Genomic DNA, 12,522 nt, shown 5'->3' with positions numbered 1-12,522 from the left:
CCTTGTGTAACAATATAGGTAGACATGACCCATCTGTCGCAGGACAACGATTACGTATGAAATGGTTAATACCCGGGATCTGGCTGGCCGCCATCCTGTTTGCGCACTTCCGAGGCCGAGTAAGACTGCCGCTGGGTCGGCAGATGTTGGACCACTCGGTGCTCCTGGCTCCGGTCAACGCGTTCATGGTGCTGGCCTCTCGCGTGCCGTCCACCCCCTACCTGACCACGAGTGAAATCGCCGAACTCAAGGTGCTGGACGACAACTGGGAGACCATCCGCGAGGAAGCCGTGCAAATGGCCGAATTGCAGCGCATCAAGGCGGCCGACGCCCATAACGACATCGGCTTCAACTCTTTCTTCAAGTACGGCTGGAAACGCTTCTACCTGAAGTGGTATGACGCCCGCCACCCGTCGGCCGAAGAACTGTGCCCCAAGACCGTCGCCATCCTGAAGACCCTGCCCAAGGTCAAGGCCGCGATGTTCGCCGAGCTTCCCCCCGGCGGCCAGTTGAACCCGCACCGCGACCCGTTCGCCGGTTCGCTGCGCTATCACCTGGGCCTGGTGACGCCGAACGACGACCGCTGCCACATCATCGTGGACGGCGAACCCTATAGCTGGCGCGATGGCGAAAGCGTGGTGTTCGACGAAACCTATGTGCACGAGGCGTACAACCACACCGATGAAAACCGGATCATCCTGTTCTGCGACGTGGAGCGCCCGCTGAAGTGGGGCTGGGCTGAAGCGTTCAACCGCTGGTTCGGCCGCGTGGTCATGTCGGCCGCCAGCTCGCCCAACGATGGCAGCGACCAGACCGGCGCCATCAACCGGTTGACGCACGCGCACTGGGTCATCGACCAGAAGCGCAAAGCGTTCAAGACCTGGAACCGGACGGCCTACAAGGCCACCAAGTACGCCTTGATTGCCCTGGTCATCCTGGGCTTTCTCGCCCTGTAATACGGCCGGGCCGCGCCCAAGAGGCGCCGGCCCACCGCCTCAACGCTTCAGCGACTCCCAGCTCTTCATCAGCCGCTTGACCGAAACCGGCATGGGCGTCCGCAGTTCCTGGGCGAACAACGCCACCCGCAGCTCTTCCAGCAACCATCGGAATTCGTCCAGCCGAGGATCGGGCGCCCCCTTCAATGCCGCCCGCGCGCGCTGATACTGCGTGACCAACGGCGCCATTTCCGCCACCAGCTTCGCATCGCGGCCCGGGTCCGCCCGCAACTTGTCGATGCGGGCCACGGCTGCCTTCAGGTAGCGCGGATAGTGCGAAAGCTGCGAATACGGCGTGTCGCGGATGAACATCTTCGGCATCAGCGCGCCTAGCTGCTGCTGCAAATCCGCGTACGCCGCCGCATGCGGTTTTGCTTGCGGCAACTTGCGTTGCAATGCCGCGTACTCCGTCAGCACCGCGCCTGCCAGCCTGGCCACTTCCTGCGCCAGCAGGCCCAGCCGGCCCTTGCCTTCCGTGCGGCGCGCATCGAATTGCTGTTCATTCACCGGCCAGGGTTCGGCCAGGCAGGCCTGCCCCAGCGCGCAATCAATGATCTGGTCGCGCAATTCCTCTTGCGTGCCCAGCGTCATGTACAGCATGCTGATCTTGGTCAGGTCGGCCAGGTTCTTTTCCAGGAACTTGACCTGCTCGCGCAGCCCCAGCCGGAACAGTTTCAACAGGCCCGCGCGGTGATGCTTGCGCGCCTCGTCGGGATCGTCGAACACGTCCAGGTCGCAATGCGCGCCCCGGTCCACCAGCGCCGGATAGCCGATGACCGACTGGCCGCGCCGCTTGATTTCCATGATTTCCGGCAACGGCCCGAACGACCAGGTCGTCAGATTTTCGTGCGCCAGCGCCTGGGCCACCTGCGTATCGCTGGCCGCCAATTGCTGGAAGGTGGCCTGCGCCTGCTTGCCGAATTCCGCCCGCAGCTGCGCCAGATTGCGCCCCGCGGCCAGCATGCGGCCGTGCTCATCGACCACGCGGAAATTCATGAACAGGTGGGGCGGCAGGGTTTCAAGCTTGAAGTCGCCCACGGCCGGGCGCACCTGCACCTGGTCCCACATGTCGGCGATGATGGCATCCACCAGGCCCTGCCGCGGATCCGCCTGCCGATCGAACCAGCGCTCGTAGAAGCCAGCGGCGTAATCGGGCAGCGGCACGCAATGGCGACGCAGCTTTTGCGGCAGCGACTTCAGCAGCAGATGCACCTTTTCCTTCAGCATGCCCGGCACCAGCCATTCGCAACGTTCCGGGTCGATCTGATTCAGCGCGAACAGCGGCACCGACAGCGTCACGCCGTCCCGGGGGGACCCGGGCTCGAAGTGGTAGTCCAGCGCCATCGACACGCCTTGCCATTCCACCTTCTTGGGGAACACATCGGTCGTCACGCCGGCGGCTTCGTGCCGCATCAGTTCGTCGCGGGTCAGCATCAACTTGCTGGCGGCCGCCTTGTCCAGGCCGGATACCCATTTCTCAAGCGACGCCGTCTGCGAGATATCCGCCGGCAGTTGGCGGTCGTAGAAGGCGAAGATCAGCTCGTCGTCCACCAGGATGTCCGGACGGCGGGTCTGGTGCTCCAGCTTTTCGATGCCGGCGATCAGCTTGCGGTTGTGCGCCACGAAGGGCAGCCGCGTATCGATCTCGCCGGGCACCAGCGCCTGGCGGATGAACAATTCGCGCGCGTGAGTCGGGTTCACGCGGCCATAGTGGATGCGGCGGCCCGTGTAAATGGTCAGCCCATACAGCGTGGCGCGCTCGTTGGCCACGACCTGCCCGGCCTTCTTCTCCCAGCGCGGGTCCGACCAGTTCTTGCGGATCAGGTGGGCGCCCACCTTTTCCAGCCACACCGGATCAATACGCGCCACGCAGCGCGCATACAAGCGCGTGGTTTCGACCAGTTCGGCCGCCATGATCCAGCGCCCGGCCTTCTTCACCAGGCGCGAGCCCGGATGGATGTGGAAACGGATTTCGCGGGCGCCCTGGTAATGGCCGCCCTCGTCGCTCTTGAAGCCGATATTGCCCAACAGGCCAGACAAAAGCGCCAGATGCAGCTGTTCGTATGTGGCTTCCACCTGGTTGACGCGCCAGCCTTGCTCGCCCACCAGCGCCGCCAGCTGCGTATGGACATCGTGCCATTCGCGCAGCCGGATGGGCGACAGGAAGTTCTGCCGCAGCAGGTTCACCAGCTTGCGCTGCGAGGCCTTGTGCTGCACCTGCTCGCCATACCAGCGCCACAGTTTCAGGAAGGAGATGAATTCCGATTTGTCGTCGGCGAACTTGGCGTGCGCCGCCTCGGCCGCCTCGCGTTCCTGCATGGGGCGGTCGCGCGCGTCCTGCACCGACAGGGCCGACGCGATGATCAGCATTTCACCCAGGCACTGGTGCTCGCGCGCGGCCAGGATCATGCGGCCGATGCGCGGGTCCACCGGCAACTTGGCCAGTTCGTGCCCGGTCTCGGTCAATACGAAAGATGCGCCGGTCCGCGTGGCTTCGGGGTCGTCGTCCGATGCGGATGCGAGCTCGATCGCACCCAATTCCTGCAGCAGATGGTAGCCGTCGGCCACCGCGCGCCCAGGCGGCGCCTCGACGAAGGGGAACTGTTCGATATCGTCGAGCTTCAGCGACTTCATCCGCAGGATGACGGATGCCAGCGATGACCGCAGCACCTCCGGATCCGTGAAGGCGGCGCGGTTATTGAAGTCCAGTTCGTCGTAGAGCCGGATGCACAGGCCTGGCCCTACGCGGCCGCAACGGCCGGCGCGCTGGTTGGCCGAGGCCCGGCTGATCGGCTCGATCCGCAGCTGTTCGACCTTGTTGCGCCAGGAATAGCGCTTGATGCGCGCCAGCCCGCTGTCGACCACGAAGCGGATGCCGGGCACGGTCAGCGAGGTTTCCGCCACGTTGGTGGCCAGCACGATGCGCCGCGCATTGGTGCGCGGATGGAATATCTGTTCCTGCTCGGCCTGCGACAGGCGCGCATACAGCGGAAGCACCTCGGTGCCGGCGGGATGACGCTTGCGCAGGGCCTCGGCGGATTCGCGGATTTCGCGCTCGCCGGGCAGGAACACCAGCACGTCGCCCGGGCCATGGCGGGCGCATTCGTCCACGGCATCCACGATGGCGTCGATCAGGTCGCGTTCTTCGTCGCCGGACATGCGCTCGCGCTCGCGCCCGGACTTGGCGGCCGGGGCGGCGGCGTCTTCGGGCAGTTCCTCGCGCACGGGCCGGTAGCGGACTTCGACCGGATACAGCCGGCCCGACACCTCGATGACGGGTGCGGGCTTGTCTTCGGACGCGGCAAAGTGGCGGGCGAATCGCTCGGCGTCGATCGTGGCCGACGTGATGATCAGCTTCAGGTCCGGACGCCGCGGCAGTAGCTGCTTCAGGTAGCCCAGCAGGAAATCGATGTTCAGGCTGCGTTCGTGCGCCTCGTCGATGATGATCGTGTCGTAGCGGCGCAAGAGCGGGTCGCGCTGCGATTCGGCCAGCAGGATGCCGTCGGTCATCAGCTTGATGGACGCGTTGGGGCCGGTGCGGTCGTTGAACCGCACCTGATAGCCCACGACTTCGCCCATCGGCGTATTCAGTTCTTCGGCGATGCGCTTGGCCACCGAGGTCGCCGCCAGGCGGCGCGGCTGGGTATGGCCGATCATCTTCTGACGGCCGCGGCCCAGCTCCAGGCAGATCTTGGGCAACTGGGTAGTCTTGCCCGAGCCGGTTTCCCCGCTGACGATCACGACCTGATGGCCGGCGATCGCGCGCGCGATCTCCTGCCGCCGCGCACTGACGGGCAGGTCTTCGGGGTAGGTCACCACAGGGATGGGGCGCTCGGGCCGGGGCGTGCTACGGGGCTCGTTCCGGGGCGATTTCTGGCCCCCGGATTGCGGCGCCGGCTTGGCAGGCGCCCGCGGGCGGGAGGATTCAGGCATGTAGGATTTATCCAATTAGCCCGACATTATAAATTTCTGGCGATTTCGCGCCCGGGCCCGGCCACTCGCGGCCCCTGCCCGACCGCGACCGCTACAACAGCTTGCCCGGGTTCATCAGCTGGTTGGGGTCCAGCGCGCGCTTGATCATCAGCATCAGGTCCATTTCCACGGGCGACTTGTAACGCCGCAGCTCGTCGCGGCGCAGCTGCCCCACCCCGTGTTCCGCGCTGATGCTGCCCCCGCGCTGCGCCACCAGATCGTGCACGCGGCGGTTCAGGGCGGCCGTCAGGCGGGCGTACTCGGCGGGCGCCACGTCCAGCGGCAACAACACGTTGTAATGCAGATTGCCGTCGCCGATATGGCCGAAGTTCACGACGGGCAGATGGGGAAACTCGGACATCAGCGCCAGGTCGGCCTCGTCCACGAAGGCCGCCAGCCGCGAAATGGGCACGGCGATGTCGTGCTTGACCGCCTTGCCCGCCCGCATCTGCGCCTGCGAAATGCCTTCGCGCAATCGCCACATCGATTGCGCCTGGCTGTCGTTCATGGCGATCACGCAATCTTGAATCAGGCCCGCCTCCAGCGCCCCGCCCAGCGTGGATTCCAGCATGGCGGGCAGACCGGACGGTTCGGTGTCGGACAGTTCCAGCAGCGCGTAGTACGGATGGCGCGCGGACAGCGGATTGGCGGCGCCGTCAACGTGGGCCACGATCAGGTCCAGGCAACGCGCCGACATCATTTCGAACGCGGTCAGACGGTCTCCGCAGGCCGCCTGCATGCGCGTCAACAGGCCGACCACCTGCGCCAGCGACTCCACCCCGACCCACGCGGTGGCGCGGCCGGCGGGTGCGGGAAACAGCTTCAGCATGGCGCCCGTGATGATGCCCAGCGTGCCTTCGGAGCCGATGAACAGGCTTTTCAGGTCGTAGCCGGTGTTGTCCTTGCGCAGACCGCGCAAGCCGTTCCAGACCCGGCCATCGGGCAACACCACTTCCAGGCCCAGCGCCAGGTCGCGCGTATTGCCATAACGCAGCACCGCCGTGCCGCCGGCATTCGTGGCCAGGTTGCCGCCAAGGGTGCAACTGCCCTCGGAACCCAGGCTTAGCGGGAACAGCCGCCCCGCGCAGCGTGCGGCCTGCTGCACGTCGGCCAGCAGCACCCCGGCATCGGCGCAGAGCGTGTTGTTGACCGGGTCCACCTCGCGGATGCGCGTCATCCGGTTCAAGCTCAGGATCACCTGCGCGCCGCTGGCGTCCGGGGTGGCGCCACCGCTCATGCCGGTGTTGCCGCCCTGCGGCACCACCGGCGTACGGCTCTGATGACACAGCCGCATCACGGCCGAGACCTCGGTGGCGTTGCGCGGGCGCACCACCACGGGCGTGCCGCCTTGCCATTTGCCCAGCCAATCCCGCACGTAAGGCGCCTGTCCCTCGGCATCCAGCACCAGTCCGGTATCGCCCACCAGATGCGATAAGCGTTCGATCAATTCCGGTTTGCGCATGACGGCCTCAGGCGCCGTGCCAATTGAGCTGGATGCGGCCGATGGCCATGGCTGCCGCCGCCTGCGTCGGCTCCACGACAGGCACCCCCAGTTCGGCCTGCAACCAGCCCCGGTAGTTGGCCATGCCGGCGCAGCCCAGCACCAGCACATCGGCCAGATGCTCGTCGCGCAGGCGGCGGCCCACTTGCAGCAGCCGTTCGCGTGTGCGGGCAACGTCCGACAATTCCACCACGGCAAGGTCCAATGGCAACTCGGCGGCCACGCGGCCCGACAGGCCGGCCGCCCCGAACAGCCGGCCATGGCGCGGCAGCGACTGGCGCAGAATGGCGATCACGCCCACCCGCTGGCCCAACGTCAGCGCCGTCAACATGCCACATTCACTGATGCCCAACACGGGTTTGGCCGTAACCTCGCGCACCGCGTGCAGGCCGGGGTCGCTGAAGCAGGCGATGACGTAGCCCGCCGCGGCGGCGCCATGCTCCGCGTCCAGTTCGCGCACGCGCCGGGCCAGCGGCAAGGTCACGCTTTCCACGTCCATCTGCGTCTGCACGCCCGCCGGGCCTTCGGCCAACGTCAGGCATTGAATGCGGGGGCCACCCGCCACGCGCAGCGGCTCCAGGGCCGCATCGAACGCATCGGTCACGGCCTGGGTGGAATTGGGATTGATGACAAAAAGGGTTTGTTCCATTTGTCTGTCCGGGTAAGGGATTGGTCAGGATACGGCGCCAGTCTAGCTGCGCCGCCCCCTAAGCATCCATTGTCAATTTGTGCGTTTCCCTTAACTCTTTGTTATGCTTTTTTCGACCCCACCCCAGCGTGCGCGCCATGCAACTGAATCTGCGACAAATCGAGGTCTTCCGCGCGGTCATGACGACCGGCACCATCAGCGGGGCAGCCAAGCTGTTGTTCGTGTCCCAGCCGGCCGTCAGCCGCCTCTTGTCGCATACCGAACAGCGACTGGGATTCGCGTTGTTCGAGCGCATCAAGGGCAGGCTCTACCCCACGCCCGAATCGCGGCAGTTGTTCCGCGAGGTTGAAGCGGTGTATGCCGGCGTGCGGCGCGTGGGCGAGTTGGCCGCGGAATTGGCCGAACGGCGCAGCGGCATCCTGCACCTGGTGTCCAGCCCCAGCATCGGCCACATGCTGATTCCGATGACCATCACGCGCTTTCGCGAAACGCATCCCGACGTAAAGATCACGTTCCACCCGCTGACACAGCAGCCGCTGACGCAGATGCTGCTGGAGAACCGCGCGGAGCTGGGCGTGGTGATCCTGCCTGTCCAGCATCCCAACCTGCTCACGCAGGCCATCGGCCAGGCGCGGCTGGTCTGCATCTGCCCCTACAACCATCCGCTGGCGCACCGCTCGCTCTTGTCCATTGCCGACCTGCTACCCTATCCGCTGATTTCGTACGGCGGTGACACCCCCTTTGGCACGCTGGTCGAACAGATGTACCAAGAGGCCGGACACACGCGCCGGGTGGCGGTGGAGGTCAGTTCGCCGCAGAACGCCTGTTCGCTCGTGCAGGCCGGCGCCGGCATCGCCATCGTGGACGAATTCTCGGTCAAGAGCCGTACTCAGGGGGACTTCGTCGTGCGCCCGATCAACCAGGCGAAGATCCTGACGGCGAACCTGGTGCAGTCGCGTTTCGAGCCGCTGTCGCAGTTGGCGCAAGCCTTCGCGGATGTCTTGCGGCACACGCTGCAGGAACAGGGTTTCGAGCTCTCGAATTCCGTCCAGACAAACCCTGCCAAGGGTAAACCTTGACTTAACTCGGTGTTATACCAAGGCAATAAAAAAGCAAGTGGAGTCCTAAAACATCCGCATTAGGATGACAACCGAAACGCTGTTTTCGCTTTCGGTTTTCACGCATCCTGACGGAGAAATGATGGCTGGTTCCATTGACGCCCGAGGCGTCTTCACCATTTGCCCCACGCCCTTTGACGACGCCTTGAAGGTGGATGCCGACAGCATCCGCACCCTGGTCGATTTCCTGCTGGAAACGGGCGTCACCGGCCTGGCCATCCTGGGGTTCCTGGGCGAGCTGCACAAGCTGTCCAATGAAGAACGCCGACAGGTGCTGAAGACCTTCGTCGACCATACCGACGGCCGCGTGCCGGTGTGGGTGGGCGTGCGCGCCCACGGCATCGCGGGCGCCATCGAGCAGGCGCGGGAAGCCCAGGACCTGGGCGCGGCCGCCGTGTTCGCCGCGCCGCTGGACAACGCCAACGACGCGCTGCTGTTCGACTACTACAAGGCCGTGGCCGACGCCGTGCGGATTCCGGTCGTCATCCACGATTTTCCCGACTCGTTCGGCACCGAGATTCGCCCTGAAGTCGTGGCGCGGCTGGGCCGCGAAGGCGGCGTGCACATGATCAAGATGGAAGAGCCGCCCGTCGCGCAGAAGATCAGCCGGATCCGCGAACTGGTGCCCGACGAGGACATGTTGATCTTCGGCGGGCTGGGCGGCGTGTACTTCCTGGAAGAGCTGCAACGCGGCGCGGTGGGCACGATGACGGGCTTTGCCTTTCCCGAAATCCTGGTGGCCATCTATGAACGCTACGCGCGCGGCGACAAGGCCGGCGCCGCCGCCATCTTCGACCGCTACTGCCCACTGATCCGCTACGAATTCCAGCCCAAGATCGGCCTGGCCCTGCGCAAGTATGTGTACCAGCGCCGTGGCGCCATCAAGAGCTACGCCTTGCGTTCGCCCGGTATGCGCATCGACCCGGTGACCGCCGCCGAACTGGAAGCCACCGTCGCGCGCGTGGGCCTGTCGCTGGCCGCCACCGGCCGCCAAGCCGTTCAAGACTGAGGAGGTTCGACATGGATCTGGGAATCCGGGGCAAGCGCGCGCTGGTGTGCGCGTCCAGCAAAGGATTGGGCCTGGCCTGCGCATGGTCGCTGGCGCGAGAAGGCGTGGACGTGGTGATGGCCGCGCGCACCGCGGCAACACTGGACGCGGCGGCCGAGGCCATTCGCCGGGAGACGGGCGCGACCATCGTTACCGTGGCCACCGACGTCACCACCGAGGCCGGCCGGCAAGCCCTGCTGGCGGCCTGCCCCGAACCCGACATTCTCGTCACCAATGCGGGCGGCCCCAAGCCGGGTGACTTTCGAGAATGGTCACGCGAAGACTGGATCGCGGCGCTGGACGCCAACATGCTGACGCCGATCGCCCTGATCCGGGCCACGGTGGACGGCATGATCGCGCGCCGGTTTGGCCGCATCGTCAACATCACGTCGGCCGCCGTGAAGATGCCCATCGACATTCTTGGCCTGTCCAATGGCGCCCGCGCCGGACTGACCGGTTTCGTGGCGGGCCTGGCGCGCCAGACGGTGCGGCACAACGTCACCATCAACAATCTGCTGCCCGGCCCGTTCCTGACCGACCGGCTGCGCCAGACCGCCGAACGTGCCGCGCGCGACGCCGGCAAAACGGTGGATGACGTTCTGGCGGCAAGACTGGCGACGGTGCCTGCCGGCCGCTACGGCGATCCGGCCGAATTCGGCGATGCCTGCGCGTTCCTGTGCGGCGCCCGCGCCGGCTTCATGACCGGGCAGAACCTGGTGCTGGATGGCGGCATCTACCCCGGCACGCTCTGATCCCTTCTTCCTTTTTCCCCCTTGCCCCATGACCCACGTCGCCCCCTTTGACCTGACGATACGCAACGGCCGCATCAGCACGGCCACCGACACTTTCCATGCCGACATCGGCGTGCGCGATGGCGTCATCGCGGCGCTGGGCCAGGGCCTGGCGCCCGGCGCGCGGGACATCGACGCGGCCGGCCGCTGGGTGCTGCCCGGCGGCATTGACAGCCATTGCCACGTTGAACAGTTGTCCGGCATGGGCATCATGTGCGCCGACGATTTCCATAGCGCCACCGTGTCGGCCGTGTTCGGCGGCACCACCACCATCATTCCGTTCGCGGCCCAGCACCGCGGCAACGCCTTGCCCGAGGTCGTGTCCGACTATGCGCGCCGCGCCGCCGAGAAGGCCGTCATCGACTACGGCTTCCATCTGATCCTGTCGGACCCGACCGAACAGGCGCTGCGCCACGACCTGCCCGAATTGATCCGCAACGGCATCACCTCGTTCAAGGTCTTCATGACGTATGACCGGCTGAAGCTGGACGACTACCAGCTGCTGGACGTGCTGGAAGTGGCCGACCGCGAGGGCGCGCTGGTCATGGTGCATGCCGAGAACAACGACATGATCCGCTGGGTGGCGCGCCGCCTGGCCGAACGCGGCATGACCGCGCCCAAATACCATGCCGTGGCCCACACGCCGCTGGCAGAAAGCGAAGCGACGAACCGTGCCGTGAGCTTGGCGCGCATGATGGACGTGCCGATCCTGATCGTGCACGTGGCGGGCCAGGAAGCGGTGCGCGTCGTGCACTCGTCGCAGGCGCTGGGCCTGCCGATTCATGCGGAAAGCTGCCCGCAATACCTGTTCCTGACCGCCGACGACATCGACCTGCCCGGGCTGGAAGGCGCCAAGTTCTGCTGCAGCCCGCCGCCGCGCGATCCGGCGTCGCAAGAAGCCGTGTGGCAAGGACTGATCAACGGCACGCTGCAGCTGTATTCGTCCGACCACGCTCCTTACCGGTTCGACGCCAGCGGCAAGTTGCCCAAGGGCGAGGACACCACGTTCAAGGACGTGGCCAATGGCGTGCCCGGGCTGGAGGTCCGCATGCCGCTGCTGTTTTCGGAAGGCGTGCTGAGCGGACGCCTGAGCATCGAGCGCTTCGTCGCGCTGACCTCGACGAACCATGCCCGTACCTACGGCCTGTACCCCAAGAAAGGCACGATCGCGGTCGGCGCGGACGCAGACATCGCCATCTGGAACCCGGAACGCAGCGTCACGATCGGCACCGCCATGCTGCACGACAACGTGGGCTACACGCCCTATGAAGGCAAGACGGTGCGCGGCTGGCCGGAAGTGGTGATCAGCCGTGGGCGCATCGCGGTTGAAAACGGCGAATTGCACGTGGCGCGCGGCAGCGGCCAGTTCATCAAGCGCGGCACGCCGGAACCGGTGCTGCGCCAGCGCCTGAACGGCAACCCGGACGCGTTGGTGCGCAAGTACTTCAGCAATACCGCCCCCACCCCTTCCCACGACTAAGGAACACACGATGAGCAAACGTCCCTTTGGCCTGGCGGTCGCGCAGATGGGCCCGGTGCAGCCCGAGGAAACCCGGCGCCAGGCCGTGGCCCGGCTGCTGGCCATGATGCGCGAGGCCCATGCGCGCGGCGCGAAGCTGGTGGTGTTCCCGGAGCTGGCGCTGACGACCTTCTTTCCGCGCTATTGGATGACCGAGGAAGAAGCCGTGGCGCGCTACTTCGAAAAGGAAATGCCGGGCCCCGATACCCGCATCCTGTTCGACACGGCGCGCGAGCTGGGTATTGGTTTCTACCTGGGCTATGCCGAAATCGCGTCGGATGGACGCCGCTTCAACACCAGCATCCTGGTCGACACGAACGCGCGCATCGTCGGACGCTATCGCAAGATCCACCTGCCGGGACACAGCGACCACAAGCCGCAGGCGCCGTTCCAGCATCTGGAAAAGAAATTCTTTGAAGTCGGCAACGACGGCTTCAACGTCTGGGAAACCCTGGGCACACGCATCGGCATGTGTCTGTGCAACGACCGCCGCTGGACGGAAGCCTGGCGCGTGCTGGCGCTGCAAGGCGCCGAGGTCGTGGCGCTGGGATACAACACGCCGTCATTGAATATCCACTGGAATGAACCGGTCCACTTGCGCATGTTCCACCACCTGCTCAGCTTGCAGGCCGCCGCGTATCAAAACGCGGTGTGGGTGGCGGCGGCAGGCAAGGCCGGCGTGGAAGACGGCAGCCACCTGATCGCCGGATCAGCCATCGTCGCGCCCACGGGCGAGATCGTGGCGCAGGCGCAGGGGGAGGAGGATGAGGTGATTTTTTGCCAGGCCGACCTGGCCCTGGGAGACACCTTCAAGCAACACATCTTCAACTTCGCCGCCCATCGGCGCCCGGAACACTACGGCTTGATTCTTGAGCGCGTGGGGGCCGGGCCGGCGCTGGGCAAGACGCCTCTTCCCTAAAGGACCCGCC

Annotated in this window: 9 protein-coding genes; 6 read left to right on the top strand and 3 right to left on the bottom strand. The window is 65.8% G+C overall.

The genetic code is table 11. The features are described from left to right. The first annotated feature begins 56 nt into the window (after positions 1-56). Positions 57-956 (top strand): lipid A hydroxylase LpxO, encoded by a 900-nt coding sequence (gene lpxO, locus CQ050_RS19840; protein WP_105558533.1) that lies wholly within the window; start codon positions 57-59, stop codon positions 954-956. A 39-nt stretch (positions 957-995) separates the two neighbouring features. Here lpxO and hrpA read toward each other — a convergent pair whose 3' ends face one another. The 3 genes from hrpA to CQ050_RS19825 all read right to left on the bottom strand — a co-directional run bounded on the left by hrpA (position 996) and on the right by CQ050_RS19825 (position 7,117). After that, positions 996-4,928 (bottom strand): ATP-dependent RNA helicase HrpA, encoded by a 3,933-nt coding sequence (gene hrpA / locus CQ050_RS19835; RefSeq protein WP_105558532.1) that lies wholly within the window; start codon positions 4,926-4,928, stop codon positions 996-998. Between the two features lie 91 nt (positions 4,929-5,019). Continuing rightward, on the bottom strand, positions 5,020-6,429 hold the full coding sequence (locus CQ050_RS19830) for an FAD-binding oxidoreductase (protein WP_105558531.1): 1,410 nt from the start codon (positions 6,427-6,429) through the stop codon (positions 5,020-5,022). A 7-nt stretch (positions 6,430-6,436) separates the two neighbouring features. Next, a complete protein-coding gene (locus CQ050_RS19825; protein ID WP_105558530.1) occupies positions 6,437-7,117 on the bottom strand; it encodes an aspartate/glutamate racemase family protein in 681 nt (226 codons plus the stop codon). A 137-nt stretch (positions 7,118-7,254) separates the two neighbouring features. Between CQ050_RS19825 and CQ050_RS19820 the strand changes: the two genes are divergently transcribed. The 5 genes from CQ050_RS19820 (at position 7,255) to CQ050_RS19800 (ending at position 12,512) form a co-directional block, all read left to right on the top strand. After that, entirely contained in the window at positions 7,255-8,196 is a 942-nt protein-coding gene (locus tag CQ050_RS19820; RefSeq protein WP_105558529.1) for a LysR family transcriptional regulator, read from the top strand. A gap of 121 nt (positions 8,197-8,317) precedes the next feature. Further along, positions 8,318-9,244 (top strand): dihydrodipicolinate synthase family protein, encoded by a 927-nt coding sequence (locus CQ050_RS19815; protein ID WP_233214172.1) that lies wholly within the window; start codon positions 8,318-8,320, stop codon positions 9,242-9,244. 11 nt (positions 9,245-9,255) lie between these two features. Continuing rightward, a complete protein-coding gene (locus CQ050_RS19810) occupies positions 9,256-10,035 on the top strand; it encodes an SDR family oxidoreductase (RefSeq protein WP_105558528.1) in 780 nt (259 codons plus the stop codon). A 28-nt stretch (positions 10,036-10,063) separates the two neighbouring features. Then, positions 10,064-11,554, top strand: coding sequence for a dihydropyrimidinase (gene hydA, locus CQ050_RS19805; protein ID WP_105558527.1), 1,491 nt, complete (start codon positions 10,064-10,066; stop codon positions 11,552-11,554). A 10-nt stretch (positions 11,555-11,564) separates the two neighbouring features. Next, positions 11,565-12,512 (top strand): N-carbamoyl-D-amino-acid hydrolase, encoded by a 948-nt coding sequence (locus CQ050_RS19800; RefSeq protein ID WP_105558526.1) that lies wholly within the window; start codon positions 11,565-11,567, stop codon positions 12,510-12,512. Positions 12,513-12,522: the final 10 nt, after the last annotated feature.

It is taken from the genome of Achromobacter sp. MYb9 (assembly GCF_002975275.1).
GTDB lineage: Bacteria > Pseudomonadota > Gammaproteobacteria > Burkholderiales > Burkholderiaceae_B > Achromobacter.
This window is presented reverse-complemented; position numbering and strand designations above follow the sequence as displayed.